The organism is Acidovorax sp. GW821-FHT11A03 (assembly GCF_058809075.1).
The window spans coordinates 120346-143296 of record NZ_JBXASG010000005.1 but is presented as its reverse complement, the minus strand read 5'-3'; the positions used below and the strand labels follow the sequence as shown (position 1 = coordinate 143296).

Sequence of the window (22951 nt, the reverse complement as noted above, 5' to 3'; positions counted from 1 at the left end):
GTAACCGACACCCTGCTGGCGACTGAGTACGGTAGGCCTGTTTCTGGAAGTCAAATTGGCCTCCAGCGCTTATGCAGCAAGCGCAGACAGCTATGAAAATGAAGTGTTGAGCATGCACATCAGGCAGCCACGCCGACCGGATGCACCTTGGCGCGCTGGCGCCAACCCAGCCATCCGAAGAACAGTGCCAGCAGCAGGCAGGTCAGGCCCAGCAGTACCCCGTCCGGACTGGGGTCCAGCACGGCGGCCACGGGTACCAGCGCATTGCAGATCGCCGTGAACCACAACAGGCCGGGCGCAGCGCGTTCCGTGCCGCGCCAGATCGCCCAGGCGATGCAGGCGAGAAACAGCGTGTAGTACACACCCTGGTGGAGCATGTCGATGTCGCCCACCCTCGGCGCGAACCAGTGCGCCAGGGCAAGCGTCGCGGGTAGCGCCGCAGCGCAGCCCAGGCACACACCCTGCGTGAGCGCGGACACGACACGCACATGGCGCGGCCGCCTCATGGGCTGCCCGTCTTGCGGTTTGCGCGCGCGCTGGGTCCGCGTCTCTATCCACAGCAAATTCCCGGTGTAGAACAGCAGCGCACCCGACAGCCCCAGCAGCAGGTACAGGATGCGCACCGTGTCGCCACCATAGCTGCCGAAGTGCAGCGCGAACAGGCTGCTGAGGAGCGCCGTCGACGCATAGCCGCTGGCACCCGGCAGATAGTTGCGATCGTAGATTTCGCCGCTGCCCAGGTTCACGAAAGCCAGGCCGTAGCGCGAGGCGCGCTGGAAGTGCCGTTCATCCACGCCCCCCACCAGCCCCACGGGGCCGCTGGGGAGCATCACGTAGTCCAGGCCCAGGGGCGCAAATCCCGGCGCCTGCTCCTGTACGCGGCGCATGATCTCGCTCGGAGGCAGCCAGTCTGCGCGCGCCACCTGCGGCGGCTTGACACTGTCGCGCGCGACGGTGGCGCGCAGGCCTTCCTGATAGACGAACTTGTCCTGCGCCAGGTAGACCATGTCGTGCAGCCCGAACACGGCGGCGCTCAGTGCGATGACAAGGTGAAACGGCAGGCTGGCCACGCCCAGCAGGTTGTGCACATCCAGCCACATGCGCTTGAGGTTGGATCCCAGGCGCAGATAAAACAAGTCCTTCACCAGCGAAGGCAACAGCACCACGATGCCTGACACCAGGGCCAGCGCATAGGCCAGAGACACGAGGCCGATCAGCGGCTCGGCCAATTCCAGCGGAATGGGCAGGCCACCCTTGCGATGCAGGTAGTCCACAAAATTGCCGCTGGTGTCGTCCTCGCGCGGCATGGAGTGCATGCGGTGCAATTGACCATCGTTGCCCAGTTGCCACCACACCGCGTCCTGGCCGCGCACCATGTGCGCAAGCGCGGGCTGGGTGTGGTCCGCACTGGGCCAGCGCAAACGCACGCGGCCCTTGAAGTCCGGGTTCGCGTCGAGGAAGACTTTGGCCAGCGCGTCGCCGTCATTGCTGATCGCACGGGATACGGCGGCCGGTGGCTGGGTCCAGCGGGTGATCTCGGCTTCCAGCATCGAGAACGCGCCAGCGTAGAAGGCGACGTACAACACCAGCCCGCAGAGGATGCCAACCCAGGTGTGAACCGCCAGGTAGTCGCGAACGGTCTGCGCCTTCATTGCAATACCTTCCAGGCGGTGAAAGCAGCTGCATTGGCCAGCAGGAAAACTGCCAGGCATTGCCGACGGCTTCGGGCCAGGAATGCCGCGCACGGCACGGCCGCCCACAGCAGGACCGCCAGCCACATGGCAATTTGGTCGCGTACCGGCACATGGCTTGGCAAGAGCCCGCCGTACATCAGCAGCCAACTGAGCCACAGTGCCAATGGAAAGCCAAGAAGAAAACCCGTCAATCCCTTGAAGAGCAGATGACGGGGCGCTGCGTCGGGATCTTTGCGACGACTCATCGCACAGCTCTTTTGGAAGCGCCACGGCGCCTGGCCTGGCAGTAGCTCAGGCAGGGTATCGCCAGCATGGCCACCCCCAACACAAAGGCGATGGACACGGCCAGCCCCATGCCGCTGGCGTGGATGCCACCTACAGCGACCAGCGCCGCCGCCACTCCCAGCGCTGCGTACGGCCACCTCTGGTGCGGCCCGTCCGCACGGGGGGTGGCGCGCAGAACCAGCCAGCCACACGCAAAGGTCAGAAGAATACCGATCAACATGTATGCAATTGAGAATAAGAATTGCTACCAATGTTAATCGGTCCCCGTGAACGCCCTGAACAGGGTGCCACCACAGGGCGCTTTTCGACCCGAAAACCCGTGCCCATGCCGTGTTCATCGCCCCGCACGCAGCTCTGCGAGAGGCCCAGCCACAAGGCTTGATCACCTTCCGCGTGAACGAACCCGGCAGCGCACGCTACGCCACCGAATGGAAGGCCGCATGGGGAAGGGGGCCGGTATCGAGCACATCCGGCGGTTGCCCCCGTTTGCTTCAGTGCAAAGGACTTCATCTGCGGCATGGGGGGCGCCGCACTGCCGGGGATACCGAAGTGCAATACGTCCGTTCACAGGTGGGGCTCGCCGCACGTAGCGCAGGCATGGCCCCCATCGATCAGGCCGTGATCGAGATTGCAAACAATAGTCAATTCTCGGATTTTTGATTTATGGCGAGTTACCGTATGTGACATGAGTATTGGGCAGCTGGAGCAATTTGCCCCAACGTCCTATTTCGCCATGTCACAAAAATCGCTCGCCCCACTGATTGCACGGTTGCCTTTGCATGGGCACCTATGCGGAGCCTTGCTTGACACCACATGACGGCTTGAAATCGCCGTGCGTGGCGGCCTGAAGAGCTGCATCGCAGGAAGGCGCACTTGCAGTCCGCGCATCAAACCGCTGATGAGCGAAATGCCGGCGGCAATTTACTCGAGACCGTGCCGAGGGGGATGACTCGGCAGTGAAGTCCGCGTCCTGGCGTTCGGATGCAGTCGCACCTGCGCTGCACAGCGTCCAATCGGCGCGCTGTAGCACTTGTCGGCCACGGGTTGGGCCTGGAGGGCTGACCGGGAAACCCCGGAGGCGCCGGTTAGTTATCTGCAGATTGGCTAGTCCATTGGCGTTGGCAAGACCGTGCGTCGTTTTCGGCGTATCGAATCTCGACGTGATTTCCGCACTGCCGTAACGCGCTGAATGTCCTTTGTGTGATGCCGCAGGCATTGCGCCCACTTTGGACAGTGGGCTGGATTTTTTCGCTGGGCCCCTCGTTTCATGACGCGGACCCACGATCCGAAAGTTGTTTGTTGTATGTCTGCTCACTGCTTCACCGTTCTGAGCAGCGTTTAAATCCAAAGAGGGAATCGTGTTGAAAAGAACAAATGGTTGGAGAACCATGCATGCCTTGGTTCACAAGTTCCTGCGCGGCGTCGCCGCGATAGGTGTTGGGGGGATGCTTCTGGCAGCGCATCCGGCGCATGCCGAATTCGTCAATGGCGGGTTTGAGGGCGGCACGTTTGGCAGCGAATGGATCAAAACGACTCTGCAGAACAACGGCGTGCCCACAGTTAGTACGCACACCATCAACCCCAAATCCATCAAGGATCTGAATCTTCGGGCCAATGCTGGTGACGCAGGATATGACCCCAATCTCTATACCACCACGGGGACGGCACCAGATGCCACGGACCTGTCCGTGGTGCTGGATGCAGGCGGCGCGGGCGCTCGCAGCCAACAGGATCATCTGCTCACTGGCGCCATCCCCGCTGCCTCCTTGCGCTGGCCCTTTGCTGGCAACAACAGTGCTTTGGTGAATCTGAATCCACTTGGATCCACCCAGGCAACGCGTCATATCGCCCGAAGTGGCAGCCCGACCCTGGGGAACCCGCCCGTGCAGTACACGAGCCATGCTTCCCGTGCCAGCTCCATTCGGCAACGCGCCCAAGTGACGGCTGCCGATGTGGACGCAGATGGCAAGGTACACGTTCGCTTCGCCATGACGCCCGTGCTTGACAACCCAGGATTGATCAAAGTGCTGGGCGGCACCGTGAGTGCTGCTTCCGGCTCCGCCATCGTCACAGGCACGGGGACCAATTTCACGGCCACGGTGAGCCCTGGAAACTATGTGCGTCTTGGCACAAACAATACGGATCGTCAGGTACTTTCCGTTGACAGTGACACGCAAATTACGCTGACCAGCAACGCCATCAACGTGACAAATGGTGCGGTATATGTTTCCAGCGTTTCCGGTGGGCATTTCTCCGAAGAACAGCCCTACTTTGCGGTCGAAGTGCGCAAGATCACGTCGGCCGTGGATTCCACCCCTGTTCCTGTGCCCGGTGCCCCCGCGAGCTCCCCTGGCCAGTTGTTCTTCACCTTCAACTTCTCCAACCAGCCAGGGACCGTGTGGCATGACACCACGAACAACACCCGGAACTACGCCTATTCGGAATTCATCACTTTTGACATAGCCCCCGGCAATGCCAAACTGCAGGTGGGCGACTGGATCGAGCTTGAACTGGTGGCGGCGGGTTGCTCTCCTGGCGGGCACGAAGGCCATGTGCATGTGGACAGCTTTAGCTTCAGGCTCCCCGACGTGTTGTGGGTGAGCGTCTCTGGCCCCGTGTCTGTCAGCAGCGCCAATGGCACTCAGATCACCTACACCTATACCTACACCAACAAGACCAGCGACCCAGTGAGCAACGCCACTGTGACGCCGGTGATGCCGCAAGACAATTCGGCCGTCCCTCAGAACGTGACCTACGTGTCTTCCAGCGGAGGAAACTGCACGCCGGCTTCTGGTGGCGCCACTGCCACACCGCCAACGCCAGGCGGCTCCCTGAGTTGCAACGTGGGTACGTTGGCGCCGGGGCAGTCGGGGTCTTTTACTGTCACCGTAGTTGTTCCCGATGGGGCAATGGGGCCCATCAACAACGGGAACTACACCATCGCGGGTGACGCGGTCGATCCGCTTCCCGGCCCCATGTGGAAAACGGATCTGGTAAGCCCTTCGACGCTCAGCGACATGGACGTGGATGCGGTGACTCTGAACCTGCCACCGACTGCCAATGTAGGCACGCTTTACACCGGCTCGTATACCTGCACCAACAAGGGGGCTGCTGCCGCGGATGTTGCAACATGCGATGCCGCAAACCTGCCCGCAGGCGTGGGCGTCTCCGCATGTACCGTCAGCCCGGCCAATACGCCCTGGACCCAGCCAGGTACTGTGCCTTCCGGAGAGACTGTGACATGTCAAGTTTCTGGAACACCCACCACAACGGGTAGCGTGACCGTGCATGTGACCACCGGGGCCGACAACGATCCGAATACGCTGAACAATGAACGTACCGCCATCATCGCCATCGCTGGTGTTCTACCTACGCCTGACATGGCGATCGACTTGGCAGGTATTCCGCCCTCAGGGACAGTTGGTGTGCCCTACAGCGGTAGCTTCACGTGCCAGAACATCGGTGCCGCCACGGCGCTCACCGGCACCACCTGCGCCGTGGGAGGGCTCCCGGCAGGGGTGAACCAGGGGGCCTGCAGCATCAGCACAGGCGGCGCCTGGACCGCTGGAAACGCCGTACCTGCGGGGGCCTTCGTCACCTGTGCGGTGAGCGGCACGCCAACCAGCTCTGGTGGGTTGACCGTGAACGGCTCCACCGGCGCCACGGGCGACATCAATGTCGGCAACAACACAGCATCGAAGCCTGTGTCTATGACGACGGCCCCGGATGTACTGGTGGATGTGAGCGGGTTGCCTGCCACCGCAAGAGTGGGTGTCTCTTACACAGGGAGCTACACCTGCACCAACGCTGGTTCTGCCGATGCGGTGGCCAGCACGAGTTGCTCTGTCGCCGGTCTGCCTCCGGGCCTGTCCACGAGCTCCTGCACGGTCAGCCCTGGGGCCTCGGCATGGGTCGCAGGGAACGCCATTCCCCAAGGCCAGACGGTGACATGCCAGGTGAGCGGCACCCCCACGACCTTGGGGACGGCTACCGCCAACGGCACAACGGGTGCAGCAGGCGACGGTGATACATCCAACAATACGCAGTCGCGCGTCATCGCCGTAGAAGCGGCCAATGCTCCGGCATCGATTCCCACGCTCTCGGAATGGGGACTTGTCATGCTGTCCAGCTTGATGGTCATGATGGGCCTGATCCGTCGCAAGCGCGCGCTCGTCCCGTAGTAAATGGATTGCGTTAGGCGCTCGTCATGGTGTCCACCAAGCGATAACGGTGGACACCATGACGCGTTCAAGCTGCAACTCCTTTTCAATTGCGAAATATGTCGCCCAACTGCGCGTCCTCACTTCGGTCGGCTGCGCGGACGTCCGCTGTTGCAACGGCAGGCACGGTGCGAACCCGACAAGCAATGTGCGCAGACCGCATAGGGCCGCGCCAAGCAGTCACACGGGCGCGCTGCCGGTGGATGCCCGTCAGCTGAGGCATATGCGCGTGAACGCAACGCGCGGGCACGCCATCCGGTTGCGTCCATTGCAGCGGCTTTTCATGGTGGCGCTGCCAGGGCCAGATCAAGGCGCAGCGGACAGCAGTTCGCGAGGAGGCTGCCAGCCCGGCAGTTGCTGGATTCGACGCAGCCAGGCACGCACGCGTGGCGGAACATCGAGCCCCACGTCATCCGCCCAGAACAGGTAGCCGCAGAGCGCGCAATCAGCGACCGATAGTTGCTCGTCGAGGATGAATGCACGTCCGTCGCTCAGTTCGGCCTCAAGCCGCGCTATGTCGCGCTGATAGCGCGCCAGCAGCCATTCCGGTGTGCCGCCGGGATACTCCTGCGGGGCAAACTGGCGGGCAAACCGAACATGTGGCAGCGACAGGCCGAGACGATTGGCTTCCCAGAACAGCCATTCACGCACACGCGCCATGCGCTGCGGGCTCTCGCCACCCAGGCGCTGCAGGCGCTCTGCCAGCAGGCACAGAATGGCGTTGGACTGCACGAAACTCTCCGCTCCCCACACCAGGAGCGGTACCTCATTGAAACGCGCCAGGCTGCGAAATGGCTCTGGTCGTTGTTCAGGCGGCACAAAGATGTCGATATGGATATAGTCATGCTCAACCTGCCCAAACACCAATGCCAGGCGCACCTTGTTGCTATGGCCAGATTCACGGTTGCCGTAGAGGGTGATGCCGGTTGGTGTGAGCGGGGGCTTCATATCGGGTTCCTGGGAGGTATCCATCTGGGAGTCATTCTCTGTAGAGAGCATACGAGACGACCCCGTCATGCCGGATGCGGCATGTGGGCGCCGTCAGGACCACATGATTGGACCGCTCATCGCTCATCGCAATTGGCATTGAATGCGAGTCGGCAAAAAGCCGCGCAAGCGCATCGATCGATTCGGGCCCATGGCCCACCGAGCCCCCCGGAGCGGCACCGCAGACGGCTTCCATCACCGTCGTGGTGCCCGCCAGGCCGAAGCCGTCGAAAACGGGCCTGCGAGCACCGTGCATGCTGACAGGATGCCGGTTTCCTTGCTGTCTTGCGGAAATGCCGGCCAGGGACCTCACCCAGATCAACTCGGTGCCTGCGAGTCCATCTCAGCCCTTGCGAAGCCGCAGGGCGTTGGTGATCACCGAGGCAGAACTCAGGCTCATCGCCAGGGCCGCGATCATCGGCGACAGCAGCCAGCCGGTGAAGGGATACAACAGTCCTGCCGCAATCGGTATGCCCAGCGCGTTGTAGAGGAAGGCGAACATGAGATTCTGCTTCATGTTGCCCACCGTCGCCTCGGACAGTTCCCGCGCTGTGGAAATACCCCGCAGATCGCCCTTGACCAAGGTGACCTGTGCGCTGTTCATCGCCACGTCGGTGCCGGTGCCCATCGCGATCCCCACATCCGCCTTGGCAAGGGCGGGTGCGTCGTTGATCCCGTCCCCCGCCATGGCGACAACACGGCCTTCGGCCTGCAGCCGCGACACCAGGGCCAGCTTGTCCGCAGGCTTGACCTCGCCATGGACCTCATCAATCCCCAGCTTGGCCCCCACCGCCTTGGCGGTGGTCATGCCGTCGCCCGTGGCCATGACAATGCGCAGTCCCGCCGCGTGCAAGGTCGCCAGCGCTTCCGGCGTGCTGGCCTTGATGGCATCCGAGACCGCCAGCAGGCCTTGAAGCTGGCCATCGGCCGCCAAGTACATCACGCTGGCGCCTGTGGCGCGCAAGGCCTCTGCCTGCGCAAGCAGCGGATCCGCAGAAACGCCCACCTGCTCCATGAGGACCGTGTTTCCCAGGGCGATCTGGCGCCCGCCGACCCGTCCGCGTACGCCGATGCCCGACCCGGACTCGAAGTCCTCGGGCTTGTCCAGGGCCAGCCCCTTGGCGCGGGCCGCCTGCACAATGGCGTCGGCCAGCGGGTGCTCGCTGCCTTGGTCCAGGCTGGCAGCCAGACGCAACACTTCGTCGTTGGATATGCCGGGCATGGCCACCACACGCTCGAAGGAGGGTTTGCCCTCTGTGAGGGTGCCAGTCTTGTCCACGATCAGCGTGTCCACCTTGCGCAGGTTTTCGATGGCTGCCGCGTCCCTGAACAGCACCCCACGGGTCGCCCCCCGGCCCGTGGCCACCATGATGGACATGGGTGTTGCCAGGCCCAACGCGCAGGGACACGCGATGATCAGCACGGCCACGGCATTGACCAGGCCATAGACCCACCGTGGCTCAGGACCGAACAGGCCCCACGCGAAGAGCGTGAGCAACGCGATACCGACCACGGCCACCACGAAGTACCCCGCCACCTGGTCCGCCATGCGCTGCATGGGGGCCCGTGAGCGCTGTGCCTGGGCCACCATCTGAACGATCTGGGACAGCATGGTGGCGGAGCCGACCCGCTCCGACCGGATCACGAGCGCTCCGTTGGTATTGAGCGTGGCACCGATGACCGCATCCCCGGGCCCTTTGACGATGGGCACCGGCTCGCCAGTGAGCATGGCTTCGTCCACGGCGCTGCTCCCCTCGACGACCACGCCATCCACCGGCACCTTCTCCCCGGGGCGCACGCGCAGCAGGTCACCCACATGGACGTGGGACAGCGGCACGTCGCTCTCCTGGCCGTTGGCGTCGATGCGCCGCGCCGTCTTGGGTGTCAGGCCCAACAGCGATTTGATGGCGGCCGAGGTCTGGGAGCGCGCTTTCAGCTCCAGCATCTGGCCGAGGAGCGTGAGCGAGATGATGACGGCTGCAGCTTCGAAATACACCGCCACGCGCCCCATGGCCTGGAACGAGGCGGGAAACACCCCCGGCGCAACGGCCGCGACCACGCTGTAGACGAAAGCGGCACCGGTGCCCAGGCTGATCAGCGTCCACATGTTGGGGCTGCGGTTCACGACCGACTGCGCACCGCGCACGAAGAAGGGCCAGCCCGCCCACAGGACGATGGGTACCGTGAGGACCAGCTCAATCCAGCTCTGAGTCGCCATCTCGAACCACTGCAACCGGTGCCCAAGCATCGCCAGGACAGCGACCACTACTGTGAGAGGCAGCGTCCACCAGAAGCGATGCCGGAAATCCACGAGTTCCGCGTTTTCTCCCTCATCCAGCGTGGGCAGCATGGGCTCCAGTGTCATGCCGCACCTGGGGCAGTTCCCGGGGTGGTCCTGCTGCACCTCCGGGTGCATGGGACAGGTGTAGATCGTGCCGGGTTGCGCCGCTGCGGGCTTGGGCTGAGGGGCACGGTCGCTCCGCGGCGTAGACAGGAATTTTTGCGGCGCTTCCACAAAGCGTGTTTTGCACTTGGCGCTGCAAAAGTAGTAGCGATGTCCTTCGTGCTCTGCCGAGTGATGCGACTGGTCCGTCACCTCCATGCCGCAGACTGGATCTTTCAACCCTGTTGATGGCGCAGGTGAATGCCCGTGATGGCCCTCATGATGCTGATGTCCGTGGCTTGCGTGATCGTGCGGTGCTGCAGCTGGCATGGATGGCCTCCCTATCGATGTGTTGAAAGTCTGCCGAGGCTATTTTTTGTCCGATTCCTCTCCAGGCGCTGTGTGGTGGGTTCGTTGTTCATGGCGTTCTCCAAGAAGTCCTCAAGATGGTGCGAGACCTTGTTGCAACGTTAAGGCTTGACACGGTGGGAATGTCAAGCGCCCACAGCGGCCGCCTTTGAGATCCAGTTCATGGTGATCGATGAGGGCTGCAAGACGGTCGTCAGCGCCATGGAGCCTGCCAGGCAAGCCGGTGCGTGAGGCCGCGCCGCACAAGAAGGCCCTGCCACGGTCGGCCACCATCGCGGCACAAGGCGATGGTTCCATGGTCCCACCCGCGGCCTGGTTCAGTGCCCCCCTCGATGTACGTGGACACCTCGCATCCACGTCATGAGATCCAGATGACTGTTCGTCGGCGCGTGGGTCGCTTCAAGGTGTGTTCTGGACGCCTTGGCTCCGCGCCGAGTGGGCTTGACGAAACTGGCGTTGTGGTTGGGCTTTGACGGACTGTCCGCCGCCAAGTTGTCCAGGATTGCGCAATGCGCATGGTCGTCGCCAGCGCACACAGAAACCAACTGCTCCAACGCCGATTTCATCTCGACAATCTCCCGCAGCTTCTCCTCCAGATCCGCCAGATGGCGCTCGGCAATCGCTTTCACCTGCCGACTGGTGCGGTGCGTGTCGCCCCATTGGCCGATCAACTCCGCAATCTGTGGCATGGAGAATCCGAGGCGGCGCGACTGCCGGATGAAACGCAGTACCGAAACTTCGCGCTCACCGTACTTTCGATAGCCAGACTCGCTGCGCTCGGCTTCTGGCAACAATCCTGTTTGCTCGTAGTGGCGGATCATCTTGGCCGATACGCCTGCCGCCTTGGCCGCGTCGCCGATGTTCATGAGTGTGGTCATGGATGCTCCTGTGCAATGGAATAACCGGGTAGCCAGGACTTTCCTCCTTGCCACCGTGTCAATGTCAAGCTCCCCGGACGTTCCTTTTTTATCCGGACCGAATCAGGCGGGTGGGTATCCGGCCTCGGTCAGTGCCTCGGCCAGTGTCTTGCGGTCTTCCGCGCTTTGCACCGTGACCATCCGCCTGGACATGTCCACCCGCACCTTGCAGTCAGGGTCTGCCATCTGCAGCGTCTGGTTCACCATCCCCGCACAGTGTCCGCAGGTCATGTCGGGAAGTTGGAATTCGTGCATTTTTCACCTCTGGGGAAAAGTTAAGAGGTGCCCAGTCTCCGGTTTGCCACAGGGGCAAGGTCAAGTGGCCGGATGGTGGCCTGTCCAAGACATGCTGACTCGTTTGCGTCTCCCACCGTGTCAACCCTGAAAGTCCGGGCTGTGCCGGATACCGCCGGAGTTGAACACCACTTGGAGATTGCCATGAATACCCCCGTGAATGAAGCGGCCTCGTCCGCCGCCCTGTCGAGCGCACACCTGAATCTCCCGATTCTGGGCATGACCTGCGGCTCCTGCGTTGGGCGGGTTGAAAAGGCACTGAAAGCCGTACCCGGTGTCCGCGAGGTGACCGTGAACATTGCCACGGAGCGCGCCACCGTGGTGGCCGCCGCCACGGTGGCAGTCACTGCTCTGGCTGCGGCCGTGCAAAAGGCGGGATACGCAGTGGCGGAGGAATCCATGGAGTTGTTGATCGGCGGGATGACGTGCGCTTCGTGCGTTGGACGTGTCGAAAAGGCGCTGAAGGCCGTGCTTGGCGTGAAGCATGCCGAAGTCAATCTGGCCACCGAGCGTGCGCAGATTCGTTTCGATGCAGGCTTGCCACCCGAACGTCTGGTAGCCGCCGTTGCAAAGGCGGGCTATGAGGCCCAGATGGTGGATGCGAGCACTCCGGCTGAACCCGCGAATCAGTCTGCGCCTTGGTGGCCGGTCGCGCTGGCGGGGGGCCTGTCCGTTCCTCTGGTGTTGCCCATGGTGGGCATGCTGTTCGGCCAGGACTGGACACTCAACGGCTGGATTCAACTCGCCTTGGCCACGCCAGTGCAGTTCTGGCTGGGAGCGCGGTTTTACCGTGCCGGCTGGAAGGCGCTGCGTGCAGGGGCAGGAAACATGGATCTGCTGGTGGCGCTGGGTACGTCGGCCGGGTACGGCTTGAGCTTGTATCTGTTGTTCAAGCACGCCGAGCACGGCACCCCCCACCTGTATTTTGAAGCCTCCGCAGTCATCGTCACGCTAGTCCTTCTGGGGAAGTGGCTGGAGGCCCGGGCCAAGCGGCAAACCACTGAGGCCATCCGGGCGCTGCATGCGCTGCGCCCGGAGATTGCGCGCGTGCGCACTGATGCCGGTGACATCGATCTACCGCTTTCACGTGTGAAAGTAGGTGATACGGTGGTTGTTCGTCCAGGGGAAAGAGTCCCGGTGGATGGCGCCGTGATCGAAGGCGCCAGCCAGGTGGATGAGTCATTGATCACCGGGGAGAGCCTGCCCGTGGCGAAGCACGTCGGTGACAAGGTGACAGGGGGCGCAGTGAACGCGGAAGGCTTGCTGCTGGTGCGCACCACCGCCATTGGCGCTGAGTCAACCCTGTCGCGCATCGTGCGCATGGTGGAGTCGGCACAGGCCAAGAAGGCTCCCATCCAGCGGATAGTGGATGAAGTGAGTGCGGTCTTTGTGCCCGTGGTGCTCGGCCTTGCTGCCATCACACTGATGGGCTGGGGCTTCGCCACTGGCCACTGGGAGCAGGCGATCCTCAATGCCGTCGCGGTACTTGTCATTGCGTGCCCTTGTGCGCTCGGCTTGGCGACTCCCACCGCGATCATGGCGGGCACCGGTGTAGCAGCACGCCACGGTATTCTGATCAAGGATGCCGAAGCACTTGAAGTTGCCCACCGCATCGACACGGTGGCGTTCGACAAGACCGGCACCCTGACAGAGGGCAAGCCCACCTTGACGGCAGCGATACCCGCCGAAGGCCACCGGGATCAGCTGTTGCCGTTTGCGGCCGCCATTCAGAACGGCAGCGAGCATCCGCTGGCGAAGGCGGTGATGGATGCAGCGCGCATCCAGGGCGTGATCGTGCCTCGGGCCACCGAGGTCACTGCCGTGCCTGGCAGAGGTATGTCTGCTGTCGTCAAAGGACGCCAGATCCGCCTGGGAAGCACGCGTTACATGGATGAGCTAGGCGTCGACACGGCCAGCCTGACGGTGACCGCCGCACAGATGCAGCAAGAAGGCCGCACTGTGTCCTGGTTGGCCGACGTGACCGATGCGCCGGAAGTGGTGGGACTCTTGGCGTTTGGAGACACCGTCAAGCCCAGCTCCCAACAGGCCATTGCCCAACTGCACAGCCTGGGCATCCAGACCGTCCTGGTCACCGGGGACAACAAGGGAAGCGCAGGCGCGGTGGCCCGCGCCTTGGGCATCGATCAGGTTCGCGCCGATGTGCTGCCGGAAGGCAAGGCGGATATCGTGGCCCAGCTCAAGGCCGGTGGCAGACAGGTGGCGATGGTGGGTGACGGGATCAACGACGCGCCCGCTCTGGCGGCTGCAAACGTGGGAATTGCCATGTCCACGGGCACGGACGTGGCCACGCATGCGGCGGGGATCACGCTCATGCGCGGAGACCCTGCGCTGATCGCGGATGCCATCGATATCTCCCGGCGTACCTACGCAAAGATCCGCCAGAACCTGTTCTGGGCATTCGCGTACAACGTGGTCGGGATTCCCCTGGCGGCATTGGGACTGCTGAATCCCATGGTGGCCGGAGCTGCCATGGCCCTGAGCAGCGTGAGTGTGGTGACCAACGCTCTCATGCTACGGTCCTGGAAGAAGTGAGGAACGACCACGGCAGAAAAAGAACCGCAGGCGCTGAGCCACCCCACCCTCGGTGCCTGTCGATCAGATATCGATCTGCCCGGAGTTCTCCCAGGCATCACCCCCTCATGCCGAGGTAGCGCATGGTCGATTCCAGCCTGGAGTGCCCTGCACCGACAAGTGACTACCGATCTCTCGCTCAGTTTAGATATGCGTCGTTTGAGAGCCTCGAACAACGAAAGCACAACGATTGAGAACCTGCAGCAAGGCTCTTGAGCATCGTGGGACGCTAGGAGGAGCCCAATTGCACCAGCGCGTTTTGGAGGGCTGTTCTGAACCTCGGGTCCATCACCGCCCCCACGTTATAGCGTGACCATGGCGAGGTCGCGGAGGTGTCAACGCTGAAAATCCTGCCCGGAGCCAACCGGATGTTGTGTGGGCGCAGCGAATCTGCAAGGGCCATCGAATCATCCACCCCGGGCATGGATACCCACAGGTAGAGGGACTGGGCGTTCTTTGCGAAGATGTTCGCTCCTACAGATTCGAACAGCGCGCGCGCACCCTCCGTCGCTTCGCCCAGCCGACTGCGCAACCGGGTCAGGTGTCGTTGATAGTGGCCTTCGCTCAACATGACATCGACGGTCCGTTCGCAATACTCAGAACTGCTCACGTGGATCAGCGCTTTCAGATCGGCAAGGTCACTGGCCAAATCCGCGCCGCAAGCAATGAAGCCCACGCGCAGTGCGGCCGAGAACGATTTTGAGAAGCTGCCGATGTAGATCGTGCGCTCGAGTTGGTCCAGAGAAGCCAGGCGCGGCGACGAGGTCGGCTTGAAGTCCGCAAGCGGATCGTTCTCAACGATCAGCAGGTCGTATTTCTGTGCCAGCTGCAGAACGCGAAAGGCCTTTGCCGCGGACAGGTCCGAGCCTGTCGGGTTGTGTGCGATCGACTGCGTAAAGAAGAGCCTGGGCCGCTGGGTGATCAACAACTGCTCCAGGGCCTCCAGGTCCGGCCCATCGTGCAGGCGTGGCACGCCTAGAACCTCGGCGCTGGCCATCTTCAACTTGCCGAACAAAGGGTAGTAGCCAGGGTCATCCACCAGAACCTTGCCGCCGGGCGGCACGAAGTAGCGAATAACGATGTCCATCGCCTCATTGGCACCGTGCGTCAGTACGATCTGCCGCGGTTCGGCGCCGATCCCAAAGTCCGCGAGTTTGCGCACCAAATGCTCACGCAGCGGCGCGTACCCGAAGCGGCTGCCATAGCGGAACAGGGAGCCCAGCCCCGTGCGCACGACTTTCTGGTGGTACTTGTCCAGCCTCACATCCGAAAGCCATTCGACTGGCGGGAAGCCATCGGCGATTGCCAAGGCTCCCGGCTCGTTCTTGAGCTGCTCACGCATCAGCCAGACGATGTCCATGGCTCGCCCCAAGCTTCCCGCCTCGTCATCGGCCGCCCTGGAAGGCGGTTTGTCGACCACGAAGTACCCAGCACCGCGGCGGGGTTCAATCAGCCCACGCGAAACGAGCAATTCAAATGCGGTGACCACCGTGTTCTTGGCGTACTTGTGGAGTTCGGCCATCTCACGCAGCGAGGGCAATTTGTCGCCGACCTTGTAGGCACCGTCGCGGATCTGCCGCTCGATGTCGTCGGCGACCGCGACGGGCAAGGTAACCGATCTGGGGCGACGTGTCTGGGAGCTTCCTTCAACTGTCATTGATCAACTATGACACATCGCCGGTCTTTGCCCGGAAAGCAAACTGTTTGGCAAAACTGTACCTTCACTATTTGGTACGGCGGTTTTAAAGTTTGCCCATACCGTATCCACCACCCAGTAGACACCCAATGGTCGATTCACGACTCCCCAATTTCCGCTCACTCACCCCTGCGCAGCGCCTGGAACATGTCGCACGCATCACCAACCTGTCCGAGGGAGACGTCGCGCTCATCAACCAGCCCGGCGCGCTCAGCGTCGAACGTGCCAACGGCATGGTGGAGAACGTCATCGGAACATTCGAACTTCCGTTCGGCATCGGCGGCAACTTCCAGATCAACGGTCGCGATGTCCTGGTGCCGATGGTGGTCGAAGAGCCTTCCGTCGTGGCCGCGGCCTCGTTCATGGCCAAGCTGGCCCGCGACTGCGGCGGCTTCGAAACCTCCAGCACGGGACCGCTGATGCGTGCCCAGGTGCAGGTCATCGGCATCACCGACCCCTATGGCGCCCGCCTGGCGCTCCTGAAGCACCGTGACGAGATCCTGGAGGTCGCCAACAGCCGCGACAAGGTCCTCATCGGCCTGGGCGGCGGCTGCCGCGACATCGAGATCCACGTGTTCCCCGACACGGCCCGCGGTCCCATGGTCGTCATGCACCTGATCGTCGACGTGCGCGACGCGATGGGTGCCAACACCGTCAACACCATGGCCGAATCGGTTTCGCCCCTGGTCGAGAAGCTCACGGGCGGCACCGTGCGGCTGCGCATCCTGTCCAACCTGGCCGACCTGCGTCTGTCACGCGCCCGCGTGCGGCTCACGCCCGAAACGCTCAGAACCAAAGAGCGCAGCGGCGAAGAGATCATCGAAGGCGTGCTCGATGCCTACACCTTCGCAGCCATCGATCCGTACCGCGCGGCCACGCACAACAAAGGCATCATGAACGGCATAGATCCCGTCATCGTTGCCACCGGCAACGACTGGCGCGCGGTCGAGGCCGGCGCCCATGCCTACGCCTGCCGAAACGGACGCTACACCTCGCTGACGACCTGGGAGAAAGACACCCAGGGCGCGCTGGTCGGCACCATCGAAATGCCCATGCCCGTGGGCCTGGTGGGCGGCGCGACCAAGACACACCCGCTGGCCCGGTTGTCGCTCAAGATCATGGGCGTCAGGTCAGCGCAGGAACTGGGCGAGGTGGCCGTCGCGGTGGGCCTGGCCCAGAACCTCGGAGCGCTGCGCGCCCTGGCCACCGAAGGGATCCAGCGCGGCCATATGGCCCTACACGCACGCAACATCGCGCTGGTCGCAGGGGCAACGGGTGACGAGATCGAAGTCGTTGCCAGGCGCATGGCCGCGGAGCACGACGTACGCACCGACCGGGCGGTCGTCTTGCTTGAAGAGCTGCGCCAAAACTAAGACAGCCGCCATTGCCGGCGGGGCGGCTGATTCCGCCGGCCTCGAAGCCAGCCAGACCGTTCACCCATTTCATAACTTGGAGACTATCGACATGACACAACCTCAGGTCAAGCGCCGCACCGTGCTCGGTTCCCTCGGCGCCACGATGTTGTCAACGTGGGCGTGCCCCACGCTCGCACAGGGTGCTGTGTTCCCCCACCGTCCGATCAAGATCATCGTCCCCTGGGCTGCGGGGGGCGGCGGCGATGTGATCGTGCGCCTCATGGGCACGAGTCTTCAGAAGCGGCTCGGCCAGGCCGTCGTGGTTGACAACCGCCCCGGCGCCGTCGGAACCATCGGTAGCGTCGCGGCAGCGCGCAGCCCCGCCGACGGCTACACGCTCGTCTACGGCGGCATGGAGTCGCACACCATCGCGCCCCATGCGATGAAGAAGGCACCTTACGACCCCAAGAAGGAATTTGTTGCCATTGCGCCGCTGGGCTTCTTCCCTGCGGCCCTGGTCGTGAGCGCTTCACACCCAGCCAAGAACCTGAACCAGTTCCTGCAGATGGCCAAGGATGCCAAGACCCCGATGAGCTTCGGCTCGTGGAGCACCGCCACGTCCGGACACCTCATGATGGAGGCCCTGAAGGTGGCCAAGAGCGTCGATCTCCTGCATGTGCCCTACAACGGCACCGCGCCCCTGCTCAATGCCCAGCTGTCTCAACAGGTCGATTGTTCCATCAACGTCCTGTCGACCGTGGAACCCCACATCCGCAGCGGTACGCTGCGCCTGCTGGCGGTTTCAATGCCCCAACGCCTGCCGGAGTTTCCGGACGTCCCGACCCTGAAAGAAATCGGTCTCAATGTCGAACGGGGACCATGGGTGGGAATTTTCGGCCCGGCCGGAATGCCGGAAGACGTCATCTCGCGCGTGCACGAGGCAGTCGACGCCACCCTCAGGGAGCCAGCCATCGTCGAGCAGACCAAGAAGATGTTCTTCGTCGTCGAGCACATGGATCAGCGCGCGTACCAGAACTTCTATTTCAGCGAGATCGATCGCTGGGGCCAGTACGTCAAGACGGCCAAGGTGGCCATCGAGTGACCGTGTTGGCGTCGCTTGACGGCACGACGCTGACCGGACGGGCGACCTGCATCGCCCGGGCTTCGACCGGGTTGTTGCCCGGTCAGGAGAAAGGGTGTGCGCTCCAGGCCGGCCATGCCCGAAAAACGGGGCGCCCGTCGCTGCAGGCTGCGGCTTGCTGAAGCGCCCCGAGGCCGGTCATTCTCGCGTCTATCGGCGTGCGCCTGGCTTACCACCGGCGCACAAAAAAAAAGCCACGGGACGCGAGGCTTGCCCGCGTCAAATCAACCTCGTCTCTCGCTCCCAGAAAGGCGCTCGCAGCTTCTTCTTGTCGATTTTTCCAAAGGGGGTCGTTGGCAGCGCATCTGCGAAGATGATTTGCTTCGGTGCAATCAGCGGCCCCTTGCGTTCCCGCACGTAGGCGATCAGGTCAGCTGCCTCGGCTTCAGCCCCGTCCCGCAACACGACGAACGCCGCGACGGCTTCACCCCACGTGGCATGGGGCACGCCGATCACGGCGGCGGATGCGACAGCGGCATGCGCGGCCAGAACATCCTCGACCTCCCGCGGATAGACGTTCGAGCCCCCTGACACGATCATGTCCTTCTTGCGGTCCACAATCGACAGGCGGCCATGCGGATCGGAAAAACCGATGTCCCCGGTGTGCAACCACTCGCCAGCCAGTGCTTGCCGGGTGGCTTCCGGCTGCTCGAGATAGCCTTGCATCACCGACGGGCTTCGCACGCAGATCTCACCGATTTCGCCCGCCGCCAGCGGCTGATTGCTGTCGTCGAGAATCGCGATTTCGGCCGTCGCCATGGGGTAGCCACACGCTGCCAGGGATGCAGGATCGTCCAGATCATGATCCTTGCGGCGCAAGATCGCGATGGGGGTGCATTCTGTCTGCGCATAGACCTGGGAAAAGACCGGGCCGATGCGTTGAATCGCTTCCCTCAGGCGGTCCGGCGAAATGACGGACCCCGCATAGACCACGAGCTCGAGGCTGTCCAGGTCGAACTCCTCGAGTGGCGCATCCAGAAGCTTGTAGATCATCGTGGGCACCATCAGGGTTGCACTGATGCGCTCGCGCTGGATGATCTCCAGTACCTGGCCTGCGTCGAACTTCTTTATCAAATGGACAGTGCCGCCACGCATCAGCGTCGGTGCAATCAACTGTCCTGTGACATGGCTGATCAACGCGATCGCCAAATATTGCACGCCATCGGGCAGCTCCAGTTCGCTGTTCATGGCGATGGACATCAGCGCGACCTGACCTGCCTCGCGCACGATGGCCTTCTGGCGGCCGGTCGTGCCCCCGGTGAAATTCAACGTGCCGATGTCGGTCGCGATCGCCCGCTCGACCGGTTCGACCTGTTCATGCCGGGCGACAAGCGCCAGAAGATCGGCACCGGGTCCAGCCTCTCCCACGTGGAACACGGAAACGCCCGGGAGCGCCTCGGCGAGTTCATGGGCCCGCGTTGTGAATCCATCCGTGTCGATGATCAGGACGGTAGCACCCACGTCTCGGATCTGGGACACCTGGGAGTCCAGCGAACTGAGCGGGTGCAGCCAGCTGGTGGCAGCGCCGAGCCCCTGTGCCGCGACGGACGCGCACCAGGTCTCGTACCTGTTTTCCGTCAGCAATGCGACGCGCGCGCCCCGGCGCATGCCGTGCGAACTCAGCACCGCCTGAACTTTCCCCATGAAATCGATGGCGTCTTGATAGAGAACTGCCAATTCGCCCTGGCGGAAGGCTGTGCGGCCCGGGTACTTGCGCAAGGCACGCAGCACCAATGAGAAGAAGGTGGGGGGGTGATGCAGTTTCATATGGCTAAAAGTCCCGATTGGTTCTCAGTCCAGCTTGATCTTGCTGTGCGAGATCAACTCGGCCCAAAGTGCCTGCTCGCGCCCGAGATACTGCGCAAACGCGTCCCTCGATCCACCCACGGGCTCCAGCCCCAGGGCCTCGAGACTGCGCTTGCGGAATCCCGGGTCGGCGAGAACCTTGTTGACTGCGAGATTGACGCGCTCCAAGACCGCCGGGGGCGTGCCGGCAGGAGCGGTCAGCCCGATCCAGTTCTCGCCGGAGAAAGCGAATTTCTGTTCGCTGATCGTCTGTACGCCAGGGAAGAAGTCGGACCGCTTTTCACCCATCACGGCGATCGCGCGCAGCCTTCCGGTTTCGATGTACGGGGCCACCGCGACGTGCGCCAACATCGCGGACTGCACGTCACCCGCCAACAAGGCCTGCATCAACGGCGCCGAGCCGTTGTACGGCACGTGGGTCAGCTGGGTTCCAAACAAACGGTTGTACTCGGTCAAGAACACGTGCGAGGTGCTGCCCGTTCCGAAAGTCCCCCAGTTGACCTTCCCGGGATTCGCCTTGTCCAGTGCAGCCAGTTCGCTGAGGTTCTTCGCGCCGACGCCGGAGGAGACCACGATCGCCGCCACCATGTTCGCCATGCGGACCACGGGAACCAGGTCAGTCTTCGGGCTATAGGGCAGCTTCGAGTACAGCTGTGGATTGAGCGACATGATGTCGCCGTTGCTGATGCAAAGCGTGTAGCCGTCGGCGGAGGCCTTCGCACACCGCGTCGTCCCGATGATCCCATTCGCGCCGGCCCGGTTATCGATCACCACAGGCTGCCCAAGCTCCTTGCTGAGCGCCTCCGCCATCGGCCGAGCGAAGTTGTCCAGCACGCCTCCCGGCGGGTACGGCACGACCAGTTGCACCGGCTTCGATGGCCACGCCTGGGAAAATCCACTCTGAAGCGTCAAAGCGAGTACAGCAGCTATCGCGACCTTCACGCCATTTTTGATACACATATTCGTCTCCAATTTTGAAGTTGTCAGCAGGCGCACGTGTCCGCCAGACCCGCATATTCGCGAGGCGACGGCCTCCTGGCAATTCACTATTGGAAAACAGCAGTTTCGCCCTGCTTAACCCCCGTAACGTATCAACTCACGGTGCTCTGGCTATCGCGTGCATCCGCGCGCAACATCTCGACGAATTCACGTGCGAACGGTGGCAGTTCATCCAATCCTCTGATGCAGATGTACTGGGGTCGAATCGACCACTCGTCCTCCAGGCTCACGATGCGGATGTTCATCGACTTCGCATGGCGTGCGGCTGGCAGATGGGTGAGCACGCCGACGCCGATCCGTGCCTGAACCATCCGGCACAGTGCTTCGAAATTGCCGACTTGGGCACGCAGATTGATGTGTCGCCTGAGCATTTCAGCCTGCTGCAGCAAGAAGTTGTGAAGCGTGCTCGATTGGGAAAGTCCGACGTGGTCAAAATCCAGCGTCTCGGCAAAAGAAACAGAACGCCGCTCGGCCAGAGGATGTCCTGCCGGCACAGCGAGCACCATGTGATCGGTGCGATAGGGAAGAATCTCCAGACCAGTTGTGCCAACGTCTTCGAGGATCACGCCGACATCAACCACCCCTTCCGCAACCGCTCGAACGATGTCGCTTGAAAGGCGTTCCCGCAAGTCGATGCTGGTTCCGGGCCGACTTGCGAGGAACTGCTCGATCACAGGCGGCAGAAATTCACTGATGGCAGTGGTGCTGGCCATGATCCGCAAGCGCCCATCGATGCCGTCGGAGATATCAAGCATCTCGGCACGCAACAGCTCGACCTGCTCCATGATCAGCCGCGCGTGCTTGATCATCGCCTGGCCCGCGGCCGTGAGCGTCAGCCCCTTGCTGGTCCGGTTGATCAGGCGCGTGGCCACCGATTGTTCAAGTTGCTTGATCCGATTGCTCGCAGCAGGCAGCGAGATGTGGACCTGTTCGGCAGCGCGCGTGAGGCTGTTGGTGTCGGCGATGCGCACCATCAGGCGAAGGTCGGCGAGATCGAAGTGGACAGAGCGCCTGGGCATGCCCTGTGGCCGCTCCTGGGGGCGGTCTAGCATGTGGATGACCAAATGCCGTCTTCGACATCCGGCCGCCTGCACTTTTCCATGCTGAAAGTCACCTTTCGTATTGTTGAATAGACGAGCGCCTGTGCAGCGGCGATGCTCGGGGACCGACAAATGATTGGTCCCGACATCATGCATTCCACCCCCGGCATCAACAAGACTCCCCTGCCCGTTTCACCCCTGGGCCGACTGAAGATCGCGATCACGATCGACGACATGCTGCTGCTTCGAGGGGTGCCAATGGCTCCCAGGCACAGTGTGCCATCAAACATTCGCGCGATCATCTCCGCCTTGAAGTCGCATGGCGTGGCCGGGGTTTACCAGTTCTCCAACACCGCCCCGATCGAAGACGACGCGAACTTGCTGGAGGTTTTCGACACATGGGTCGAGAGTGGCCATCATGTGGCCAACCACACGCACAACCACCCACCGCTCAACTGGTTGGACGCAGACACTTACGCCCGCGATATCGAAGAGGCAGAAAAGTACCTTGGCCGCTACATCAACCAGGCGCCAAGGCGCTGCTTCCGGTTCTGCATGGATCTGTGGGGCGACACCGCGTGCAAGTGCGGAGCCATCCTGGACAGGCTCGAGGACATGGGCTACACGCCGGTCCCGGTCAGCATCGGATTCCACGACATACGTTGGAATGCGGCGTACTGCCGGGTATTGAAACGCGGTTCGCCCGAGGAGGCGGCGCAGATACGTCGTGCCTATGTGGCCAGCGCGCTGCACGAGTTGCGTGTTCACGCGGCAAACGCGAGGGCGGTGTTCGGCCGCGACCCGATCCACATCTGGCTGATCCATGGCACGTCCATTGCCGCGGACTGCCTGGAGGAAATCCTGGACTGCTTTCGGGCCGCAGCAGTCGATTTTGTTTCGCTGGATGACGCCATGGGCGACCCCATGAACGCCGAGGTTCCTCCACGGATCAGTCCGGAATTCATCTTCCAGGTCGAGAAATGGGCACTTTCGCTGGGCGTCCCCGTCAGCGACCCCATCCCGTCAATCCTCGACGACATCGAAAAACTGCATCCCGCACCGGGCGAAATGCAGGCTGAGATCACCTTGCGGATGCGTGAGCACATCGCATCCGCCACGGGAGCCAAGATACAGCCGATCCCTCTTTACCCCAACCAGCAGCACTAACACAGC

16 protein-coding genes are annotated in these 22951 nt (G+C 62.6%); 6 read left to right on the top strand and 10 right to left on the bottom strand.

The window, feature by feature from the left end; all coding sequences use genetic code 11:
• Positions 1-119: 119 nt before the first annotated feature.
• Positions 120-1652 (bottom strand): PepSY-associated TM helix domain-containing protein, encoded by a 1533-nt coding sequence (locus AC1RVY_RS13890; protein ID WP_492806868.1) that lies wholly within the window; start codon positions 1650-1652, stop codon positions 120-122.
• Positions 1649-1939, bottom strand: coding sequence for a hypothetical protein (locus AC1RVY_RS13885; RefSeq protein WP_218296194.1), 291 nt, complete (start codon positions 1937-1939; stop codon positions 1649-1651). Before AC1RVY_RS13885 ends, AC1RVY_RS13890 begins: the two co-directional genes overlap by 4 nt.
• Before the next feature lie 370 nt (positions 1940-2309).
• Between AC1RVY_RS13885 and AC1RVY_RS13880 the strand changes: the two genes are divergently transcribed.
• The gene (locus AC1RVY_RS13880; RefSeq protein WP_492806867.1) at positions 2310-2639 is read left to right on the top strand and encodes a hypothetical protein; all 330 of its coding nucleotides are present in this window, start codon (positions 2310-2312) and stop codon (positions 2637-2639) included.
• A gap of 698 nt (positions 2640-3337) precedes the next feature.
• The gene (locus AC1RVY_RS13875; RefSeq protein ID WP_492806866.1) at positions 3338-6160 is read left to right on the top strand and encodes an IPTL-CTERM sorting domain-containing protein; all 2823 of its coding nucleotides are present in this window, start codon (positions 3338-3340) and stop codon (positions 6158-6160) included.
• 345 nt (positions 6161-6505) lie between these two features.
• Here AC1RVY_RS13875 and AC1RVY_RS13870 read toward each other — a convergent pair whose 3' ends face one another.
• From AC1RVY_RS13870 to AC1RVY_RS13855, 4 genes are all read right to left on the bottom strand, one after another.
• Entirely contained in the window at positions 6506-7171 is a 666-nt protein-coding gene (locus AC1RVY_RS13870) for a glutathione S-transferase family protein (RefSeq protein WP_492806865.1), read from the bottom strand.
• A gap of 358 nt (positions 7172-7529) precedes the next feature.
• Positions 7530-9899, bottom strand: coding sequence for a heavy metal translocating P-type ATPase (locus AC1RVY_RS13865; RefSeq protein ID WP_492806864.1), 2370 nt, complete (start codon positions 9897-9899; stop codon positions 7530-7532).
• 356 nt (positions 9900-10255) lie between these two features.
• Entirely contained in the window at positions 10256-10816 is a 561-nt protein-coding gene (gene cueR / locus AC1RVY_RS13860; RefSeq protein ID WP_369643419.1) for a Cu(I)-responsive transcriptional regulator, read from the bottom strand.
• 102 nt (positions 10817-10918) lie between these two features.
• Positions 10919-11110: a heavy-metal-associated domain-containing protein gene (locus tag AC1RVY_RS13855; protein WP_218296197.1), complete on the bottom strand. Its 192-nt coding sequence runs from the start codon at positions 11108-11110 to the stop codon at positions 10919-10921.
• 183 nt (positions 11111-11293) lie between these two features.
• Here AC1RVY_RS13855 and AC1RVY_RS13850 point away from each other — a divergent pair, with 183 nt between their 5' ends.
• Positions 11294-13702 carry a heavy metal translocating P-type ATPase gene (locus tag AC1RVY_RS13850; RefSeq protein ID WP_492253914.1) on the top strand — a complete coding sequence of 803 codons (2409 nt, stop codon included), beginning with the start codon at positions 11294-11296 and terminating at the stop codon, positions 13700-13702.
• Between the two features lie 268 nt (positions 13703-13970).
• On the opposite strand, the gene AC1RVY_RS13845 is transcribed toward AC1RVY_RS13850, so the two are convergent.
• Positions 13971-15398 carry an aminotransferase-like domain-containing protein gene (locus AC1RVY_RS13845; RefSeq protein WP_492253915.1) on the bottom strand — a complete coding sequence of 476 codons (1428 nt, stop codon included), beginning with the start codon at positions 15396-15398 and terminating at the stop codon, positions 13971-13973.
• 128 nt (positions 15399-15526) lie between these two features.
• Between AC1RVY_RS13845 and AC1RVY_RS13840 the strand changes: the two genes are divergently transcribed.
• Positions 15527-16810 carry a hydroxymethylglutaryl-CoA reductase, degradative gene (locus AC1RVY_RS13840; protein WP_218296200.1) on the top strand — a complete coding sequence of 428 codons (1284 nt, stop codon included), beginning with the start codon at positions 15527-15529 and terminating at the stop codon, positions 16808-16810.
• Positions 16811-16901: 91 nt separating this feature from the next.
• The gene (locus AC1RVY_RS13835; RefSeq protein WP_218296201.1) at positions 16902-17894 is read left to right on the top strand and encodes a Bug family tripartite tricarboxylate transporter substrate binding protein; all 993 of its coding nucleotides are present in this window, start codon (positions 16902-16904) and stop codon (positions 17892-17894) included.
• Between the two features lie 258 nt (positions 17895-18152).
• Here AC1RVY_RS13835 and AC1RVY_RS13830 read toward each other — a convergent pair whose 3' ends face one another.
• From AC1RVY_RS13830 to AC1RVY_RS13820, 3 genes are all read right to left on the bottom strand, one after another.
• On the bottom strand, positions 18153-19700 hold the full coding sequence (locus AC1RVY_RS13830) for an AMP-binding protein (RefSeq protein WP_218339796.1): 1548 nt from the start codon (positions 19698-19700) through the stop codon (positions 18153-18155).
• Between the two features lie 24 nt (positions 19701-19724).
• The gene (locus AC1RVY_RS13825) at positions 19725-20699 is read right to left on the bottom strand and encodes a Bug family tripartite tricarboxylate transporter substrate binding protein (protein ID WP_492806863.1); all 975 of its coding nucleotides are present in this window, start codon (positions 20697-20699) and stop codon (positions 19725-19727) included.
• Between the two features lie 131 nt (positions 20700-20830).
• The gene (locus AC1RVY_RS13820; RefSeq protein ID WP_492806862.1) at positions 20831-21757 is read right to left on the bottom strand and encodes a LysR family transcriptional regulator; all 927 of its coding nucleotides are present in this window, start codon (positions 21755-21757) and stop codon (positions 20831-20833) included.
• Positions 21758-21928: 171 nt separating this feature from the next.
• Here AC1RVY_RS13820 and AC1RVY_RS13815 point away from each other — a divergent pair, with 171 nt between their 5' ends.
• Complete coding sequence (locus AC1RVY_RS13815) at positions 21929-22945, top strand: polysaccharide deacetylase family protein (RefSeq protein WP_492253917.1); 1017 nt, start codon at positions 21929-21931, stop codon at positions 22943-22945.
• Positions 22946-22951: the final 6 nt, after the last annotated feature.

Coding starts and splice junctions, on each gene's coding strand:
- AC1RVY_RS13890 (WP_492806868.1), bottom strand. CDS start 1,652: ATGAAGGCGCAGACCGTTCGCGACTACCTGGCGGTTCACACCTGGGTT.
- AC1RVY_RS13885 (WP_218296194.1), bottom strand. CDS start 1,939: ATGAGTCGTCGCAAAGATCCCGACGCAGCGCCCCGTCATCTGCTCTTC.
- AC1RVY_RS13870 (WP_492806865.1), bottom strand. CDS start 7,171: ATGGATACCTCCCAGGAACCCGATATGAAGCCCCCGCTCACACCAACC.
- AC1RVY_RS13865 (WP_492806864.1), bottom strand. CDS start 9,899: ATGCCAGCTGCAGCACCGCACGATCACGCAAGCCACGGACATCAGCAT.
- cueR (WP_369643419.1), bottom strand. CDS start 10,816: ATGACCACACTCATGAACATCGGCGACGCGGCCAAGGCGGCAGGCGTA.
- AC1RVY_RS13855 (WP_218296197.1), bottom strand. CDS start 11,110: ATGCACGAATTCCAACTTCCCGACATGACCTGCGGACACTGTGCGGGG.
- AC1RVY_RS13850 (WP_492253914.1), top strand. CDS start 11,294: ATGAATACCCCCGTGAATGAAGCGGCCTCGTCCGCCGCCCTGTCGAGC.
- AC1RVY_RS13845 (WP_492253915.1), bottom strand. CDS start 15,398: ATGACAGTTGAAGGAAGCTCCCAGACACGTCGCCCCAGATCGGTTACC.
- AC1RVY_RS13840 (WP_218296200.1), top strand. CDS start 15,527: ATGGTCGATTCACGACTCCCCAATTTCCGCTCACTCACCCCTGCGCAG.
- AC1RVY_RS13835 (WP_218296201.1), top strand. CDS start 16,902: ATGACACAACCTCAGGTCAAGCGCCGCACCGTGCTCGGTTCCCTCGGC.
- AC1RVY_RS13830 (WP_218339796.1), bottom strand. CDS start 19,700: ATGAAACTGCATCACCCCCCCACCTTCTTCTCATTGGTGCTGCGTGCC.
- AC1RVY_RS13825 (WP_492806863.1), bottom strand. CDS start 20,699: ATGTGTATCAAAAATGGCGTGAAGGTCGCGATAGCTGCTGTACTCGCT.
- AC1RVY_RS13820 (WP_492806862.1), bottom strand. CDS start 21,757: ATGCCCAGGCGCTCTGTCCACTTCGATCTCGCCGACCTTCGCCTGATG.
- AC1RVY_RS13815 (WP_492253917.1), top strand. CDS start 21,929: ATGCATTCCACCCCCGGCATCAACAAGACTCCCCTGCCCGTTTCACCC.